This window comes from Picosynechococcus sp. PCC 7117, from assembly GCF_001693275.1.
Classification (GTDB): Bacteria; Cyanobacteriota; Cyanobacteriia; order Cyanobacteriales; family MRBY01; genus MRBY01.
This window is the reverse complement of sequence record NZ_CP016477.1, coordinates 240,990-257,926: the sequence shown is the minus strand read 5'-3', so window position 1 is coordinate 257,926 and position 16,937 is coordinate 240,990. Positions and strand designations below refer to the sequence as shown.

Annotated in this window: 16 protein-coding genes and 1 tRNA gene; 5 read left to right on the top strand and 12 right to left on the bottom strand. The window is 48.8% G+C overall.

Annotated elements, in window-relative coordinates; genetic code table 11:
• Positions 1 to 9: 9 nt before the first annotated feature.
• From AWQ22_RS01255 to AWQ22_RS01210, 10 genes are all read right to left on the bottom strand, one after another.
• On the bottom strand, positions 10 to 2,826 hold the full coding sequence (locus AWQ22_RS01255; RefSeq protein WP_198166512.1) for a COR domain-containing protein: 2,817 nt from the start codon (positions 2,824 to 2,826) through the stop codon (positions 10 to 12).
• A 344-nt stretch (positions 2,827 to 3,170) separates the two neighbouring features.
• Positions 3,171 to 4,073, bottom strand: a complete 903-nt coding sequence (locus tag AWQ22_RS01250; protein WP_065709936.1) for an Rpn family recombination-promoting nuclease/putative transposase — start codon at positions 4,071 to 4,073, stop codon at positions 3,171 to 3,173.
• Positions 4,070 to 5,353 carry a valine--pyruvate transaminase gene (locus AWQ22_RS01245; protein ID WP_065709935.1) on the bottom strand — a complete coding sequence of 428 codons (1,284 nt, stop codon included), beginning with the start codon at positions 5,351 to 5,353 and terminating at the stop codon, positions 4,070 to 4,072. Before AWQ22_RS01245 ends, AWQ22_RS01250 begins: the two co-directional genes overlap by 4 nt.
• A 37-nt stretch (positions 5,354 to 5,390) precedes the next feature.
• On the bottom strand, positions 5,391 to 7,229 hold the full coding sequence (locus AWQ22_RS01240) for an alpha/beta hydrolase (protein WP_232321431.1): 1,839 nt from the start codon (positions 7,227 to 7,229) through the stop codon (positions 5,391 to 5,393).
• A 133-nt stretch (positions 7,230 to 7,362) separates the two neighbouring features.
• A complete protein-coding gene (locus AWQ22_RS01235; RefSeq protein ID WP_012305869.1) occupies positions 7,363 to 7,482 on the bottom strand; it encodes a photosystem II reaction center protein J in 120 nt (39 codons plus the stop codon).
• A 55-nt stretch (positions 7,483 to 7,537) separates the two neighbouring features.
• The gene (locus AWQ22_RS01230) at positions 7,538 to 7,657 is read right to left on the bottom strand and encodes a photosystem II reaction center protein L (RefSeq protein ID WP_012305868.1); all 120 of its coding nucleotides are present in this window, start codon (positions 7,655 to 7,657) and stop codon (positions 7,538 to 7,540) included.
• 9 nt (positions 7,658 to 7,666) lie between these two features.
• Positions 7,667 to 7,798: a cytochrome b559 subunit beta gene (gene psbF / locus AWQ22_RS01225; protein WP_012305867.1), complete on the bottom strand. Its 132-nt coding sequence runs from the start codon at positions 7,796 to 7,798 to the stop codon at positions 7,667 to 7,669.
• A 46-nt stretch (positions 7,799 to 7,844) separates the two neighbouring features.
• A complete protein-coding gene (psbE, locus tag AWQ22_RS01220) occupies positions 7,845 to 8,090 on the bottom strand; it encodes a cytochrome b559 subunit alpha (protein ID WP_012305866.1) in 246 nt (81 codons plus the stop codon).
• Between the two features lie 103 nt (positions 8,091 to 8,193).
• Positions 8,194 to 9,216 (bottom strand): photosynthesis system II assembly factor Ycf48, encoded by a 1,023-nt coding sequence (locus AWQ22_RS01215; RefSeq protein ID WP_065709933.1) that lies wholly within the window; start codon positions 9,214 to 9,216, stop codon positions 8,194 to 8,196.
• Positions 9,217 to 9,281: 65 nt separating this feature from the next.
• Positions 9,282 to 9,629 carry a rubredoxin gene (locus AWQ22_RS01210; RefSeq protein ID WP_012305864.1) on the bottom strand — a complete coding sequence of 116 codons (348 nt, stop codon included), beginning with the start codon at positions 9,627 to 9,629 and terminating at the stop codon, positions 9,282 to 9,284.
• A 257-nt stretch (positions 9,630 to 9,886) separates the two neighbouring features.
• On the opposite strand from AWQ22_RS01210, the gene AWQ22_RS01205 reads away from it, so the two are divergent.
• The 5 genes from AWQ22_RS01205 (at position 9,887) to AWQ22_RS01185 (ending at position 13,662) form a co-directional block, all read left to right on the top strand.
• A complete protein-coding gene (locus AWQ22_RS01205; RefSeq protein ID WP_065709932.1) occupies positions 9,887 to 11,815 on the top strand; it encodes a sodium:proton antiporter in 1,929 nt (642 codons plus the stop codon).
• A gap of 49 nt (positions 11,816 to 11,864) precedes the next feature.
• A complete protein-coding gene (locus AWQ22_RS01200) occupies positions 11,865 to 12,218 on the top strand; it encodes an iron-sulfur cluster assembly accessory protein (RefSeq protein ID WP_030006037.1) in 354 nt (117 codons plus the stop codon).
• A gap of 61 nt (positions 12,219 to 12,279) precedes the next feature.
• Complete coding sequence (locus tag AWQ22_RS01195) at positions 12,280 to 12,711, top strand: M48 family metallopeptidase (RefSeq protein ID WP_232321429.1); 432 nt, start codon at positions 12,280 to 12,282, stop codon at positions 12,709 to 12,711.
• Between the two features lie 15 nt (positions 12,712 to 12,726).
• Positions 12,727 to 13,602 (top strand): M48 family metallopeptidase, encoded by an 876-nt coding sequence (locus tag AWQ22_RS16265; protein WP_071925395.1) that lies wholly within the window; start codon positions 12,727 to 12,729, stop codon positions 13,600 to 13,602.
• A tRNA-Leu gene (locus AWQ22_RS01185) sits at positions 13,581 to 13,662 on the top strand. The genes AWQ22_RS16265 and AWQ22_RS01185 overlap by 22 nt, the downstream gene beginning before the upstream one ends.
• Positions 13,663 to 13,692: 30 nt before the next feature.
• Here AWQ22_RS01185 and AWQ22_RS01180 read toward each other — a convergent pair.
• Positions 13,693 to 15,009, bottom strand: coding sequence for a TldD/PmbA family protein (locus tag AWQ22_RS01180; protein WP_065709929.1), 1,317 nt, complete (start codon positions 15,007 to 15,009; stop codon positions 13,693 to 13,695).
• 146 nt (positions 15,010 to 15,155) lie between these two features.
• Entirely contained in the window at positions 15,156 to 16,574 is a 1,419-nt protein-coding gene (gene gnd, locus AWQ22_RS01175) for a decarboxylating NADP(+)-dependent phosphogluconate dehydrogenase (protein WP_012305858.1), read from the bottom strand.
• Positions 16,575 to 16,937: the final 363 nt, after the last annotated feature.

Below are 16,937 nucleotides of genomic sequence, written 5' to 3'. Positions count from 1 at the left end.
TGGCATGTGTTAGTCGGCTTCGAGAAATCCTTCTACACCAGCAATAACAATGGCAGCGACAGGGTGGGATATGGCTTGTTTAAAGGTTTCGACTCCAGCTTCTTTGAGGGCATTGACCACACGTCCTTTAATGGTTTGGTTTTGATCAATGCGCGTGACAATTTCCGTACCCATTTGCATATTCCCCATTGGGGTCGATGCGTAATCGCCTTCGAGTTGGTCGATAAGGGCTTTAATATCTTGGGCAGCTTGGGCGAGATTCTGAGATGAAGCTTCATTGTACTGTCCGACAGCCTTGGCATTGTCTTTCAACGTTCCGTCACTCATATGACCAATACCGAAATTACCGGATTGCTGAATATCTGACATATTGACTATTGTTTCTCCGTGAAAGTGCATATCTCCCCGAATTCTATCGAAGTTTTCTTGATCGCTAGGGATGGGTTTAATACTACTCAAAAGTTCGAATACGCTGACTGGATCTTCTGCACCTTCAGGGATAAAGTCTTCAAATCCTTTACATTCTAGGGTGAGGAGATGCTGGTAACTAACAGCAATTTTCGGGTTATTGGGGAGAGGAATTTTTTCTTCTGGTTGGCTTTTTTCACTGAAGGTTTTGTTAATGGAGTTAAAACAACTACGGATTGCGGCGAGGAAGTCGCGGCGAGTATGAGCTGTTCCATTAATCGCGATAAAAATCTTTTTGTCGTAAAGATCAGCTTTGACAAGGGCTTGGTTCTTCCCATCACTTAAAACGACTCCCGTGCGCCACCATATTTTATTCGCGATGTAGTCATGCATTTTTACGATAAATCGGGAAATGATGCTCTGAGACAAAATCAGATAGTGATATTCAAAGCGGAGTGAGTCTTGCCACTGGGTTTCGTCGAGGGATTCGGGGGCTGATTTTGGTAGGAGGTTGGGAATAAGGAGGTCATCGCCATTGAGATCAAGGCATAACTCGAACTTTTTCATCATGGCGATAATAAATTTGTGTTTGTGGGCGGGATAGTCGTTATTGGGGAGGATTTTGGCAAGGAGATCAAAGGACAAAATGCCTTTAAATTTTGTAGTGAGATCTGAATAGTTAATAATGCGGTAAATGCCAGCGGTTAGCCATTCGGGGTTAATGACATGGGTATCGTTAACGTTGGGGTCGTCATGGAAATTGAGAACAATGCCAAGGTCATGAAGCAGGCTCACTAAGGATTTTTGTTTGTCGTCTTCGGTAATGGAATTTTCTGAACAAATGTCGGCATATTCTTCATAGGGAATATAATTTTTGTTGAGGTTCTCTAAGCGTTCTTTGACATCAAACCAGTGCTTAGGGAGAAAATCCCCCACATGGGGTAAGGCTTTAATTTCGTGGCAGATTTTTTGGAGGAGTTCCTCAATGCAGGTATTTTCTTTGCAGGAAATGGAAATGAAGGCTTTGATGTTGGGATATTTTTGTTTGAGGTCTTTTTCATTGAGGTCTAGAGGATGTTCATCTGATTTGTTGCCAACGATAATTACTGGAGAATTAGAAGCAAAGCTTTCAATGGTATTTAGCCAATATTCAAGGCGATTTTCCTCTTCACTATTACGGTTATTAATGAGTAATAAATAAACACTCCGATTAGTTAGAAAAAATTGGTGAGTGGCGTGCATGATTTCCTGCCCACCAAAGTCCCAAATATTTAGCTGTACAATGTGATTATGATGACTTTGAGGACTAAGGTTGAGTTTAATATCACGAATTACAATGCCGTCAGTTTTCGTTTCTGATGGGTCAAATTCTTCTTTACATAAACGCTTTACTAAAGATGTTTTTCCTACTGTTCCTTGTCCAACCAAAATCATTTTTACCTCGTTGAGGGGCTGCCGTCCCTGCGTCAAATAGTCGAGGTAATAGTCAATAATTGCTCGGGGATTGCCATCGGACAACTTGCTTTTACCCCAGCCTTTATAAATAATTTCTTCCGGTATTGGTAGTCGATTATCTTGCAACACTAATCTTCTAAGTTGCTTTAAGCTAGCGATCACCTCCGGTAATGTCGTTAGCTGATTTCTGCTGAGGTCAAGTCTTTGGAGATTGGTGAGTTGGGTGATCGCCTCTGGTAATGCCGTTAGCTGATTTCTGCTGAGAACAAGGGTTTGGAGACTGCTTAGTTGGGTGATCACCTCCGGTAATGCCGTTAGCTGATTTCTGCTGAGGTCAAGTCTTTGGAGATTGGTGAGTTGGGTGATCGCCTCTGGTAATGCCGTTAGCTGATTACCTCTGAGAACAAGGGTTTGGAGATTGCTTAGTTGGGTGATCACCTCCGGTAATGTTGTTAGCTGATTAAAGCTTAGATAAAGCGCTTGGAGATTGCTTAGTTGGGTGATCCCCTCCGGTAATGTCGTTAGCTGATTACCGCTGAGAGCAAGGGTTCGGAGATTGCTTAGTTGGGCGATCACCTCCGGCAATGTCGTTAGCTGATTACCGATGAAAGCAAGGATTTGGAGATTGCTTAGTTGAGTGATCACCTCCGGTAATGTCGTTAGCTGATTTCTGCTGAGGTCAAGTCTTTGGAGATTGGTGAGTTGGACGATCTCTGGTGGTAGTTCCGTTAGCTGATTACCACTGAGAGCAAGGGTTCGGAGATTGCTTAGTTGAGTGATCACCTCCGGTAATGCCGTTAGCTGATTACTTCTGAGAACAAGGTTTTGGAGATTGGTGAGTTGGGCGATCTCTGGTGGTAGTTCCGTCAACTTCATCCCATCTAAATTCAATTCTGTAGCGCTTATCTGCTTGGCTTGTCGAATTTTCTCTAATGCTCGTTGGTATACTGCGTCCTTTGCCACGATCGACCCTCCACCCTGTACAAAGTCATTTTCCTCAAATGTAATGATTTTAACCGGATATTCAATAGGCACCATAAAAACTACTTTTTCGTTGCGCCACTGCCCCTAATCCAACACTCACTTTTGTAGGTCGCTATGCTAAACCCGATTTGATTTTGAAAAAACTGGATCCTTTGTCGCTTTGGCTCACAAAAAATGTGGAAAATTAGAATACTGCGTCAAATTGGAGTAGTAAAAGGGATTGGGCCGCGTCTCGCCGAGGAAGTTTTCCGCTATTTTCACGCGAGTGATTAAAGGAATCACCAAGGACAAAAATTTCGAGGTTTTTCCAGAAAGTTAACCGCTTAGGTTTCGTTGCCATAGGTCGCTAACCATTGATCTAAATCAGCACGGGACTGCATATCCAATAACGCTTCCCCCAGAGCCTCCAGCTGCAACCGAGACAACTGACGCAAACGTTTGAGTACAGCGGCATCTAACAAACCAAGACGGCGGGATAAGAGTTTTGTGAGTAATGTGAATTCTCCCTCCTCAATCCCCTGCTGTAATCCCTGTTGTAAACCTTGTTGAAGTCCCTGTTGCAAGCCTTGCTCTACCCCTTGGGCGATACCCCGATTGAAAATTTTTTGATAGATCACCGATTCCTGCATAAGTTCCTCCTGGAAAAATTGCTCGATCATCGCATCTGTAAACTTAATCCCAGCTAAAATTTGCGTTGCAGCCTTGAGATTTAATTGTTCTGTCCTGTCTTCAATCCTATCCAATTGCTGACTGACTTGCTGCAACAGTTGTTCGGGAGCCTGGGTTTTGGCAAGAACCGCCAAAGGCAACAAACTCGGCAACTCAAAAAAGAGCTGTGGTTCTAGCTCCCAGAGCCGAATCACCCGGTAGCGATGGGTGGTCTGTTGTTGTTGAAAATAATCATGAAACACTTCGGGCATCGTAGTGGGCTTGAGAAAAATAACGACTTGCTCAATCTCAAGGCGATAACGCCGATAAAGCCTCACCCAATAGTCCAACATCCGCAGGGGCATTGGTGGGTTAGAAGTAGCCACCGTTTGAAATTCAAGATGGAGAATTTTGCCAGCAGTCTCCAAGAAAAACCCCCCATCCGCCCGAATTGGTTCGAGGTTCAATTCTGTATTAAGAAAGCTCACACTCTCAAGGGCTGATTCCCCCAGAAGCCAATGGACAAAAGGATGGGGATCTATTTCCAATAAAAACTTGAGAATGTTGTCGTAGCTCATTTCACCGAGGAACGATAGACGTTCTTTACCACATCGCTGAGGCGGGCCATTGCGGTTTCAATTTCACTATCGGTAGCTGTCAAACTAATGCGGAGACATTGCTGCTTATGGGGCCAATCTTCGCGCAAGCCTGGGAAAAAGGGACTGCCGGGCACGGCAATCACGCCCACGGCTTTTAATTCTTGGTAGAGTTCCCAGTCGGTTATCGGCAACTCATCAAACCACAACCAAGCAAAAATCGCCCCTTCCCCTCGGTGGAGATACCAGGGCACATCTTTGGGCATCGCCCGATCTAAGGCAGCTTCGAGGATTTGGATTTTGTTTTGGTAGTAGGGTCGGATCACCGTTTCGGCGATATTAGCCAAGGCCCCCGATTGGATCGCCCGGGCGGCGATCGCCTGACCATAGCGCGACGAATGAATGCAAGCATTGGTTAGAAAGGCCTGTAAAACCCCGATAAAACGCGGTTCCCCAATGGCAATCCCTACCCGTTCTCCCGGCAAGCCCGCTTTAGAGAGGCTCAGGCAGTGGATCACGTTGCCACCAAAGAGGGGTTTCATCTCCGTGAAATTCAGAGCTGGGAAAGGAGGGGCATAGGCCGAATCAATAAATACTGGCACATCATGGACGGCAGCCAGATCAGCAATCTTTTCGGCTTCTTCGTCACTGAGGACATTTCCCGTCGGATTACAGGGGCGCGAGAAAATTACACAGCCTGTATTTTCATCGATATTAAGCTGACTAAAATCGGGGCGATATTTAAAGCGGTGGTTCGCCTGGTCAATGTCGAGGCTCGGTTTAAAAGCGCGGATGGCCTCTGGGTATAAACTGACGCCCCCATAGCCGGTGTAGTCGGGGCTGAGGGGAAGAATGATCGATTTCAGTTGGCCGACATTATCATATCCACCAAAGGCATTGGCCGCGAGGAAATAGAGGGACTGGGAGCCGGGGGTGATGAGAATATTTTCGCCCGTTAAGTTCAGGCCATAGCGTTGGTTAAAATCGGTGGCGATCGCCTCAATCAGGGGTTCATAACCCTGGGACGATCCATAGCGACAAACCACTTCCCCATATTCCGGACTATTGAGGAGATCATTGGTGCAATCGCGCCAGAGCCGTTCCACTTCCGGGATAATCACCGGATTGCCCGCACTGAGGTTAATAAAATCTTGGCCTGCCCCTGCTTTTAGGGTATCGATGATGTCTTTCATGATCGCCCGCACGCCGGTTAAACGCGACATTTGCGTCCCAAATTTCGATAACAGAGGTGCCTGAGACATTGTTATTTAAGTGGCCTGAAAATTGAACTTTTTCATCTTACCGTTTCTCCGAAATTCTTCCGGGTTTTTGATACAAGACATCAAAATTGTCCGGTTTCATTGCGAGAAAGGTTTCGGCTTCCAAGTTCGTCATCAATGGCTTGAGACTTTCCGTGAGAACGCCTTGGGGATAGGTGCGGTTTGGGCTTGGGTTTGGCGATCGCCCCATGTTCAAAAAAGCAGCTTGTTGGGTCGGGGCCGTTGCTGCGGTAGAACTGGGTGCCTGGGGTAAGCGACTGAGAAATCGTTCTAATTCTGGAGAAATCGTTTCCGTGAGGCGCAGCTTGATCGCCCCCTGAGACAAGGATTGCACGTAGGCTCCCGTGAGAAACTGTTGGTAATTTTGCCCCCTAGTTTGGTGGCGTGCCAAAAAGCTCAAGCTTACCCCCCGCACCATTTGTCGGACTGGTTCCGCTGCGTTGCCCATTACCTCTGGCACCAGGGTACTTTGGGCGAGGGCACTGTCGCGATTGCTGACATCGGTGACGCTCATGTGGGTTGCGCCGTCGGCGACGACGAGATATTTTTCACCGCCTAACTGCTGGAATGGTTTCAACTGGTGAGCCAAGCTTGGGGTGACGGTATCTTTTGTACTAGCAACGATCAAGGTCGGAATTTTAATTTTTTCTAAACCCTGCTCCCCAAAAATTTGATCGCTGAGGGGATTAAGGGCGATCGCCTGCTTGACCCGCTCATCCCGCAAATTCAACTGGTCATAGGGCAGTTTTGCCGCCGCACATTGGAGCCAGTCCCCCGGTGCTCTGGTTAAGGGGGTTGCCCGCTGGCAGTGGGCGCGGATGGCAATGGGATCGACAATTCCGCCGGCGATCGCCAAGGCTGTATAGCCCCCAAAGGAATGACCAATCACCGTTACATTGTTCGTCGCAAAGCGGGTTGTGAGGGTTTGATCCTGGTTGAGGCGCTCCAGTTGATCCAGCACAAACTGAATATCCTTGGGCCGATCGACAAATTCCGTCGCCGGGAGCAAAGTATCAAGATTTAAGCCCGGATTAAACAGTGACTGAATATTACTGCCCGGATGATCGAGGGTAACGACGGTATAACCATGGGAGGCCAGATGCACCGCCAGATAATCAAGAAAATGACGATTTGCCGCAAATCCATGGGACAAAACCACCAACTGAGACTGGGATTGGGGACTATCAAAAATATCAATGGGAATCGTGCGATCGCGCCTTTCATCTTGCAGAATTAAACTTTGGCGCCGCACCGTTTGGGAGCCGGGGGCCGTGGGGTTCAGGTTTGCACGTTGGAAAATCTGCGGTTCCGTACTTTCGAGGGCGTCAGTTACCCTGGGGGCAAGCAATTGATTCTGAATATTCGGTAAATTGAGTTGCAACAAGAGGCTGGCCACCGCCGTGAGATCAATGGTCAGTTCCTCCTTGGGGTAAGCCTGCAACAAATTCAGAGCACTAATTTCGACCCCCTGACCCAACACCAGATTCACCGTTGCCTGGAGATCCTGGACAGAAGTCCCCGGTAGAGCCGTTTGAATTTGCGCCAGGATTTGTTTTCCGGTGGGTGATCGCCACAACTGATCAAAAAACTGATCCGCCATCTCTGGTTCAATTTCTAAGTGTCGCTGGAGAAATTTCTGCAAATTACCATCCAAAAACACCCCATAGGGTCGGAGGCTTTGGGGAACTTGACCCGTTTCGGCAAAGGTTTCTAAATCCCGCAATTGTAAAGTTTGTTGAAGTGGCCCTAATTTTAGCCGGAGGGTTTCGGCGGCGATCGCCTTTTCACTGGTTCCCCAGCCCAAACACAGGAGACCAACAATGCCCCATACCTTCAGATTTCGCAACTGCTTTTGCATATCTATCCAAATTTTCTAATGACTATCCCCAGCCTTGCCCAGACCTGCCTTCATCTGAGAAGTTCCCAAAACAAAACCACCCCTCGATTAGAGTAGGTGGTGTCTCAACAATTAATTAGAGCAAATGGTGCATCTAAACCGCAGAGCCTACCCCTGCATATGCACCGTAGAAAAAGATACCGACAACCGCAATGACGCCCATACCAGCGACAACTGCAACGATCCAAAGTGGGATTTTTCCGCCTTCAGACATGAGAACAACCTCCGAAAAAAATAAATTAAAGGGCTGAAATTAAAGGGCTGCCAGCTTAGTTAAAGAAGTAGCTGGAAAATAGAATACCGAGCACAGCAATCAGGAGTAAACCCAGGTACAAAGAAGTCCGGTTTAGTTCCACAGGCTGTCTGTTGGGATTTTGATTTCTTTCCATCGGAAGCTCCTAACGTTGAATAAACTGCATAGCGGCGATCGCCCCTAGGAAGAAAACCGAGGGTACAGCCAGGGTGTGCACCGCCAACCAACGGACGGTAAAAATCGGATAAGAAACAGGTTGGTTAGGACCGCTTGTCATAATACAAAACCTTTTAGTGAATACAGCAAAGAAAAACGCGCGTTACTTAATTGTTAAACTCATTGATCTGATCAATCGCTTTGTAACGATCAGTCACAATGGGAATCTCTTGACGAGTTTCAGTAAAGTATTGGTCAGGACGGGGTGTCCCGAAAGTATCGTAAGCCAAGCCAGTGCTCACAAAGAGCCAGCCAGCAATAAATAACATCGGAATGGTGATGCTGTGAATAACCCAGTAGCGAATACTGGTCACAATGTCAGAAAACGGGCGTTCTCCGGTAGAACCTGCCATGCGACTATTCTCCTCTCAATTGTTAATGAAAAAAAACTTATTAAACAAATTAGCCTATATCATACGGAATTAACAGACACTCCCACAATAGAATGGGTTGCCCTTAGGCCGCTTCCGTGGATGTATCGTACCGTAAAATCACCCCCTGTTGCCCAAGGATGAAGCCTTTATTCTCATTTAAGAAAACGACCCGGTAAAAGTTTGTCGGGATCTCTTCTAGGGCAGCGTCCCGGAACCAAGTGTCGCCACCATCTTTACTCACAACAACACTGCCACTACCACCGACGACCCATAGTTCTGCGGGAGTACGATAGCCAATGTGCAACAAACCAACACTGTTGCGATACTGCGGTGTCACCGGTTCGCTCCAGGCTTCTGCATTGTCTGGATTTGTATCGTCGCTAAATTGCACAACTCCCCCACGGGCTAACAACCAGAGTTTATCTTCGCCATTAAAGCCCATGCTCTGAAGGCGACGGGAAGAATTCCGGTTATGGGGCGTCCATTCTGTATCCCCAGGCGACCAAGTGGAATAAAAATTACCCCGGGCAGAAACGGCCACATATTTACCATCGGCAGAACGTTCAATGGTACGGGCAACGCCAACGGCACCTTCGACAAGGGCTTTCCAGTTTTTGCCGCCGTCGGTGGTTTTGTAAATGGCCCCAAGGTCGGTGACCATTTCGGCGGTGTTTGGCCCTAGGGCAGTGATGTTGTAGGGGGCACCGGGCAATTGACTGCTGAGGGCGATGCGACTCCAGTGCTCACCACCATCGTCGGTATGGAGCAGGATCGAAGGCCGTCCGGTAATCCAGCCTTCTTGGCCAGAGAAGCTAACACCGGTAAAACTTTCTTTTTCGTCACCGAGATCAATAATTCGCTCGGCCCAGGTCTTGCCGCCATCGGTAGTTTCAAAGAGGGTTTCTTTGGTACCGACAAGCCAGCCATGTTGGAGGTCGTCGGTAAAGGCAATATTGGCAAAGGTCGAATCGGTATTTAAGTCGATTTCTTGCCAGGGATTTTCGCTAATGGTTGGTGCTTGGACACAGCCGATGCACAATACCAAAACGGCGATCGCCGCAATGGCTTTTTTTAAGGGTTTTAATAGACCTAAAACTGAAGTCATAGCGCAATATAAAAGCAATAAAAGTAAAAATTTGGAATTAAGACAAGGCTTTGCTATGGGGGTCTTTAGTCCAGACCATAAAGGCTCAGGAAGAAAAGGATTGCCAAGCCCATGGCCCCAAAAATGAGTAGGTTTTTTTGGTTGGAGCTGAGATTATTCACACCAAAACCATATTTCAGATTTTCTTCAAAACCTGAGGGGGCATCCGCTGCACCAATATTGCGAAATTGGGCGCGATCAACGCTACAAACAGGACAGTTCCAAATGAGGGGCAGATCTTCAAAGGCGGTGCCCGGTGGTGTGTTGGTACGGCTTTCTCCCTTTGCAGGGGTGTAAATGTAACCGCAGCTGGGGCATTCGTAACTGGCGGGAGCCTTTTCGGCGAGGGTTTTTTCTATGGGGCGATCGCTCATCGTTCAGAGGGTATTTGACTAGCAAACCAAGGAAGTAATTATGAAAAATTATGACATAATCCGTAAACTTTCTTTAATTTATGAATCTGGCCAGCGGTATAAAGTGCAAAGTCAGCTTTTTCGTTTGCGGCGATAGATCCGGAGCAGTCACCACGGGGAAAGGCGATCGCCCTAGGGACAAATTAGGGGAGAAGCTATACTTTGATTAATTTTATGGCATTGCTGCAGATCCCTCCGGGGCAAGCTAGAACGTCCGCATGACAGATTCTTTTGATCTTACGTTGCAAATTATCATCACCGTCTTTGCGGGCATTAGTGCCCAGGTGTGTGGTGAGTTTTTAAAGATTCCGAGCATTGTGCTCCTCCTGATTTTTGGCATTGCCCTGGGGGGAGATGGCTTTGGGATCTTGCATCCGAGTGAATTTGGCGTCGGCCTGGAGGTCTTGGTCGCCCTAGCGGTGGCCGTCATCCTGTTTGAGGGAGGGTTAAATCTCAAACTGAAGGAATTAAATGAAGTTTCCGGGAGCCTCCGTAACCTCGTCACCATCGGTACTTTAATCACTTTGGTGGGGGGAGGCCTTGCGGCCCATTACCTCGCTGAGTTTCCCTGGGCGATCGCCTTTTTGTATGCCTCTTTGGTGGTGGTGACGGGGCCGACGGTGGTGGGGCCGCTCCTAAAACAAGTGGCCGTTGACCGTAAGGTGGCAACCCTCCTGGAGGGGGAGGGTGTACTGATCGACCCAGTGGGGGCCATTCTGGCGGTGGTGGTGCTCGATACGATTTTGAACGTGGATGCGGGCCTGGGAGAAGTGGCCAGTGGTTTGGCCCTCCGTTTGGGGATCGGGGCCGTTATTGGGGCCGCTGGTGGCTGGCTCATGGGTCAATTTTTGCGCCTGGCAAACTTCCTGTCTGAAGATTTAAAAAATTTGTTGGTGCTGGCGGGAATCTGGGGCCTCTTTGGTTTTGCCCAGTCAGTGCGAGGAGAATCGGGCTTAATGACAGCGGTGGTGGCAGGGATTGTCCTCCGGGCCTTTTCCATCCCAGAAGAGCGGCTACTAAGGCGGTTTAAGAGTCAGCTCACGGTTCTTTGTGTGTCTGTTTTGTTTATTTTGTTGGCGGCGGATTTGTCCATTGCCAGTATTTTTGCTTTGGGTTGGGGGAGTTTCTTTACGGTGGCGGTGCTGATGTTTGTGGTACGCCCCATTAGCGTTGCTCTTTGTACGGCCAATAGCGATCTGGATTGGAAGCAGAAATTTTTTGTTGCTTGGGTTGCGCCACGGGGCATCGTCTCGGCCTCGGTCGCCTCTCTATTTGCGATTATTTTGACGGAAAAAGGGTTTAATGGTGGTGCTTCCATTAAGGCCTTGGTTTTTTTGACAATTTTGATGACGGTATTTATCCAAGGCTTGTCGGCCAAATGGATTGCACGGCAGTTAAAAATTACCTCCATTGAGGCGCGGGGAGCGGTGATCGTTGGTTCTAGTCCCCTCAGTCGCCTGTTGGCCCAGCTGTTTCAGCAGCAGGGGGAGTCGGTGGTGATCATCGATACAGACCCCAAAGCCTGTGAAGCGGCCCGCACGGAGCAGTTGGAAGTGTACCAAAGCAGCGCCCTAGATGGAGATGTGCTAGAGGAAATTGGCATTAGCTCCATGGGAGCCTTTGTCGCCCTCACCACCAACGGGGAAGTCAATTTAGTGTTGGCCCAACGGATCATGGAAGAGTTTCATCCGCCGAGGGTAGCGGCGTTTTTTGAACAGGGGGATCCGGACAATGCGATCGCCAACAAGGGCAAAATCAGTCAGGTCTTTGGGGGCGGCTTTTCTGTCAAAGTTTGGAATCAATATATCCTTGATCAACAGGTCAAATTGGGAAAAACAACCATTGGCCCCAGGGATAAAAACCAGACTTTACCCTTCCAAACCCTCATTGATGCCGGTAAATTTTTGCCCCTGCTCATCCGCCGCCAAGCCAGCCTCATGATCGTGCGATCGCTAGAGGATCTCAAGGCCGAAGACGAACTTATTTACCTCCTCCATGACCCCCGACCTCAGCTTCTAAAACGACTTTCGGGGGGAATGCAAGCGCCGCGCCTCCTCTTAGAAACATTACCGGAAGTGGAAAAATTACCCCGCTCTCCCCAGGCGATCGCCCCGGTTGCCCTGCCTGAGCTTCCAGAGAACAGTTAAAATAGGGTCATGTTCAGCCCATAGATTGTGTGGAAATCATCGAGCAGCCATGACACAAACAACTACTGCCCCCGGCATCCAACTCACTGAAACCGCCCTCAAGCACGTCCTGATGCTCCGCGAACAACAGGGCCAAGACCTCTGGTTGCGAGTGGGTGTGCGCCAGGGGGGATGTTCGGGAATGTCCTACATGATGGACTTTGATCGCCCCGACAATGTCAGCGAACATGATGAAGTATTTGACTACGAAGGCGGTTTTAAGATCATCTGCGATCGCAAAAGTATGCTTTATCTCTATGGCCTCGTCCTGGATTACAGCAATGCAATGATTGGCGGTGGGTTCCAGTTCACCAACCCCAATGCCAACCAAACCTGTGGTTGTGGGAAATCTTTTGGGGTTTAATAGAAAATCGCGTCTTTGCCCCTCATGCGGTCGGCAAGGTGCCTGTTTTTTATGAGCCTGAATGACAACTATGACCGAATTAACCATCGAACAACGGTTTGAAGCTGGTTTTAAGCGTTACGATGCCGGCGAGTCCCCGGATGCCCTGCTGCCAGAATTTATCGAAATCTGTCGGCTCGATCCGAAAAATGCCGCCGCCTGGAGCTGTGTGGCTTGGTTACATTTACTCCGGGGGAAAGCAGACCTCGCCCTCCCTGCCGCCCAACGCAGTGTCAAAATTGACCACCGCAATCCCCAAGCCCATGTAAATCTCGCCCTTGCGCTCCTTGGTACTGGGGGTAAAGGGGTACGCAAGCACATCGAACTGGTGCAAAAGGTGATGGATTTCAGTGAAGAGGTGCGCCAAGATATTTTTGAAAATATTGACGATGGCCTCAAGCGGAGACCGGATTGGAAAGAGTTGGCCAAGGTGAAGAACTGGCTGTCTGAGTAAACAACAGTAGAGGTGATTATTGGCGTGAAGCATTATTTTACCGGCCTAACCGCAGATCAGTTTCGCCATCCCCTAGATCAAGAAGCCACTGCCGCCCTCCGCCGCCTCCCTGGTTTGGATCTGTTGGTACGCTCTTTTTTGGGGTCAACGGCAGAGCAGGTTTTTCAGTTCAATAATCTCGCGTCGAGCATTTTGGTGGGCGATCGCCAACTGCCCCACCTCCATCACCTCCTCCAGGAAGCCGCCCAGGTACTGGATCTGACGCCGCCGGATCTCTACATCCAACAAAATCCTGTGCCCAATGCCTATACTTTTGCTATGCGGGGCCAAAAACCCTTTATGGTGATCCACACGGCCCTGGTAGAAATCCTCACAGAAGCAGAACTCCAGGCGGTTATGGCCCACGAACTGGGGCACCTCAAGTGCGAACATGGCGTTTATCTGACCCTGGCGAATCTGCTAATGCTGGCCACTAATGCCCTCCCAGTGTGGGGAAGCTTACTTTCCCAGTCTCTGCAAAATCAGATGTTGGCCTGGTTACGTTGTGCGGAACTGAGTTGCGATCGCGCTGCTTTTTTGGTGAGTCAAGATCCAAAAATTATGATGTCGGTGCTGATGAAATTAGCGGGAGGCTCGCCGAGTTTGGCCCCGTTGTTGAACCTGGATGCGTTCATGGAACAGGCCAAAACCTACGAATATTTGAGCCAAAATCAGTTGGGTCAACTGTTGCAGGAAACTCAAACCACCCAACTCACCCATCCCCTACCGGTGGTGCGCGCCCAGGAAATCTGGCGGTGGGCGAGTTCCCAGGAATATTCCCTCTTGCTTCAAAACAGAGATTCAGTTTATAATCACAAAGGTTCATCCAAGGGCGGATGGCGAAATTGGTAGACGCACCACACTCAAAATGTGGCGACTTCGGTCATGGGGGTTCAAGTCCCCCTCTGCCCATCTAAAAATAGTTTTGAAGTATTTAAGCTTCTAGATACTGTCGGTAACGCTGCTGAAGTGAAAATTTTTCACCTTAAGGGCCGGAACCACGGTACTGCCGTGGCGTTCTGGGGTGGCGATCGCCTCCACATCCCGGAGTAAATCGGGCAAAGATTGATTAAAACGTAGATTACAGATCGGGTAAGCAAGTTTCCCATTTTCGATCCAAAAAGTGCCGTCGCGGGTCATGCCTGTAAATTCGAGGGTTTGAGGATTCACCGCCTGCACATACCAAGCACGATTGATAAAAATTCCCCGTTCTGTCTGGGCAATTAAATCAGCGACAGTCTGGTCACTACCCGTCATCACCAGGGGAAAAAGGCTCCCAGTGGGTTCTTGGCCGGTTTGCTGCGCCCAGTAACGGTCATAGCTCAGGGTTCTCGGAATCCCTTCAGTGGCGATCGCCAATGGATTACAGGGCAAACCCTGACTGTCAAAGGCTCCGGTTTGTAACAGGGAATGGGCCGGATCACGGTATAGATTCACCAATGGGCTAAAGATTTGTTCACCGAGGGGATGTTTGGCAAAATAACTGCGTCCCTCGGCGGCAGCCCGTGCCGACATATACCAAACTAATCGGGGGATCAGATTAGCAACTGCTCCGGCTCCCAGAACCACTGGGTAAGTACCGGGTTCAACCCGACGGGGATTTTGTGATCGCTTTGCCCGCTCCATGGTGGTCAGTACCATTTGCTCGATGGGCAACTCATCAATCCCCCAGGCTGTGCGACTCTGCCAACTGGAGCCATTGCCAATTTTGGCCGTGTAACTAAATTCTGCCTGGGTTTGGCGATCGCCTGCCCGTAAGCCCGCCGAATTCCCCAGGGCATAAACCTTAGCACTGGTACTTAAAATTCCTGACCCGTTTACTCCGGCTGCCTCGCTCCACTGGCACACCTGCTGAATTAATTCTCCCCGCTGTAAAGGCGATCGCTGCAACGTTGCGGCATCAAATTTTGCCGTCCGCGCTGCGTACACTTGTTTTGCTAAAAGCGGTACCCATTCGGGATCCTCTGGGGCAAGCCTCGCTAAATCTTCACTCCGCCGTAACGCCACCTGGATCTGCTCCCAGTCTTGTTCGACGGTGGTGACACTGGCACTACGGGAGCCGAAAGAACTTGTGATTGTTATTTCAAACTGATTTTTTTGTAAATTTTGCCGAATTTGGTTCTCTCCAAATCGGCCTAGGGTAGATTCCCGTTCGGCGATCGCCACCATGACCCCGTCCGATTCTGCCGCCCGAATAATTTTTTCAATCCAGTCAAAGGCCTGAGCTTGGGAAATTAATTGTGATGCCGTCGCTACCATGTCGAGTGCTATCCATTGAAACTTTTTCTATTAAAACAACAAAAACCCTTCCACCACAGTCGATAGAAGGGAGAATGTTTTGCGGAAAATATCTATATCATTTGAATGAATAGCCGCTCATTGAATCTGTTGGCCCAATACAGGACTTACTCTGCCCAGGCCGTATGGAAAAACTCACCCCGGGATTTATCGGTTCGTTCGTAGGTGTGGGCCCCAAAGTAATCCCGCTGGGCTTGGGTCAGATTTTGGGGTAAACGCGCCCGACGATAGCTATCAAAATAATCTAACGAGGCGCTAAAAGCTGGTACTGCAATCCCCAATTCATTTGCCGCCAAAATAACTGTCCGCCACGCAGTTTGGCGATCGATAATTGACTGTTTAAATTCCGGCGCCAGTAACAAATTCGGCAGATTTGGATTTTCCACATAGGCCGCCTTAATCTTGTCGAGGAAGCCTGCCCGAATGATACAGCCCCCCTTCCAGATCCGCGCTGTTTCACCGAGGTCTAGGTTGTAGCCATACTCCGCTGAAGCTTTACCCAGCAGGGCCATCCCTTGGGCATAGGAACACATCTTCGAGCAATAAAGCGCATCCCGTACTTGGTTAATAAAGGTTTTAATATCACCCCGATAAACGCGCTCCGGTGAGGGTAACTCCAAGGATGCGGCTTTCCGTTCATCTTTATAGGCTGACATCACCCTTGCATTCACAGCGGCATAGATCGTCGGAATTGGCACACCCAACTCCAGGGAACTCACCACTGTCCAGCGTCCAGTGCCCTTTTGCCCTGCACTGTCGAGGATCAGTTCTACCAGGGGCTGATTGGTTTCAGGGTCAATTTTTTTAAAAATATCAGCGGTAATCTCAATTAAGAAAGAATTGAGCTCATCGGTTTGATTCCATTCCGTAAAGACCTCATGGAGTTCCGTATGGTTTAGCTTTGCGGCGTTTGCTAAGAGATCGTAGGCTTCGGCGATCAGCTGCATATCACCGTACTCAATGCCATTGTGCACCATTTTGACGTAGTGACCTGCACCGCCTGGCCCAATAAAGGTAACGCAGGGGCCATCGTTTACCTGGGCGGCAACTTTTGTCAGGATCGGTTCGAGCTCCCTATAAGCGGCTTCTGTTCCACCGGGCATCAGACTAGGGCCGTTGAGGGCACCTTCTTCGCCACCACTGACTCCCATACCAACGAAACCTAAACCTGTGGCTTCGAGATCCTTGGTGCGACGTTCAGTGTCTTCATAGAGGGAATTACCGCCATCGATGATCATGTCGCCTTCTTCTAGAAGCGGTTTGAGGTCATTGATTACATAGTCAACGGGAGCCCCGGCTTTAACCATCACCAAAATTTTGCGGGGACGTTCGAGGAGTTGGACAAATTCTTCGAGGCTATAGGCGGCTTTGATGTCCTTGCCGACGGCGCGGGTCGCCATAAATTCTTCTGTTTTGCTGGCGGTGCGGTTGTACACGGCAATCGGGAAGCCATTACGTTCAACGTTGAGGGCTAGGTTTTCGCCCATTACCGCGAGGCCGATGACGCCAAAGGTTCGTTTAGTCATATTGAGTGTTGAGTTGTTTTTCTAAGCGTGTGAGGTCTTCTTTTCTTTTACGTTAGCGTGTGGGTCTGATCTTGCTCAGAATTCGGTCATCATTTGTCGTGTTTCTTAAATATCGATCAAGGATCTGTGAAAAGTTCTTCAAATTATTGTGAGTTCGTGACGGTTTAAGGTTGATTTAAGACTTCACTATGGTGGCTTTGCCTTTTTTAAAACGGTGATTCTCTCGGTTTATCAAGGCTTTAGGCCATATTTTTCTAATTTTTAGTTTATCGTTGTGACCAAGATCAATGGAAGAAAATACGGAAATAAATGTCACCAAAAGGCCTATAAAGTCGACAGATTCCATACATTATTGTTTTGAGT

Bases quoted from the DNA above. Each gene is read 5' to 3' on its own strand.
- AWQ22_RS01250 (WP_065709936.1), bottom strand. From the start codon at position 4,073: ATGAGCTACGACAACATTCTCAAGTTTTTATTGGAAATAGATCCCCAT.
- AWQ22_RS01245 (WP_065709935.1), bottom strand. From the start codon at position 5,353: ATGTCTCAGGCACCTCTGTTATCGAAATTTGGGACGCAAATGTCGCGT.
- AWQ22_RS01240 (WP_232321431.1), bottom strand. From the start codon at position 7,229: ATGCAAAAGCAGTTGCGAAATCTGAAGGTATGGGGCATTGTTGGTCTC.
- AWQ22_RS01235 (WP_012305869.1), bottom strand. From the start codon at position 7,482: ATGTCTGAAGGCGGAAAAATCCCACTTTGGATCGTTGCAGTTGTCGCT.
- AWQ22_RS01230 (WP_012305868.1), bottom strand. From the start codon at position 7,657: ATGGAAAGAAATCAAAATCCCAACAGACAGCCTGTGGAACTAAACCGG.
- psbF (WP_012305867.1), bottom strand. From the start codon at position 7,798: ATGACAAGCGGTCCTAACCAACCTGTTTCTTATCCGATTTTTACCGTC.
- psbE (WP_012305866.1), bottom strand. From the start codon at position 8,090: ATGGCAGGTTCTACCGGAGAACGCCCGTTTTCTGACATTGTGACCAGT.
- AWQ22_RS01215 (WP_065709933.1), bottom strand. From the start codon at position 9,216: ATGACTTCAGTTTTAGGTCTATTAAAACCCTTAAAAAAAGCCATTGCG.
- AWQ22_RS01210 (WP_012305864.1), bottom strand. From the start codon at position 9,629: ATGAGCGATCGCCCCATAGAAAAAACCCTCGCCGAAAAGGCTCCCGCC.
- AWQ22_RS01205 (WP_065709932.1), top strand. From the start codon at position 9,887: ATGACAGATTCTTTTGATCTTACGTTGCAAATTATCATCACCGTCTTT.
- AWQ22_RS01200 (WP_030006037.1), top strand. From the start codon at position 11,865: ATGACACAAACAACTACTGCCCCCGGCATCCAACTCACTGAAACCGCC.
- AWQ22_RS01195 (WP_232321429.1), top strand. From the start codon at position 12,280: ATGACAACTATGACCGAATTAACCATCGAACAACGGTTTGAAGCTGGT.
- AWQ22_RS01180 (WP_065709929.1), bottom strand. From the start codon at position 15,009: ATGGTAGCGACGGCATCACAATTAATTTCCCAAGCTCAGGCCTTTGAC.
- gnd (WP_012305858.1), bottom strand. From the start codon at position 16,574: ATGACTAAACGAACCTTTGGCGTCATCGGCCTCGCGGTAATGGGCGAA.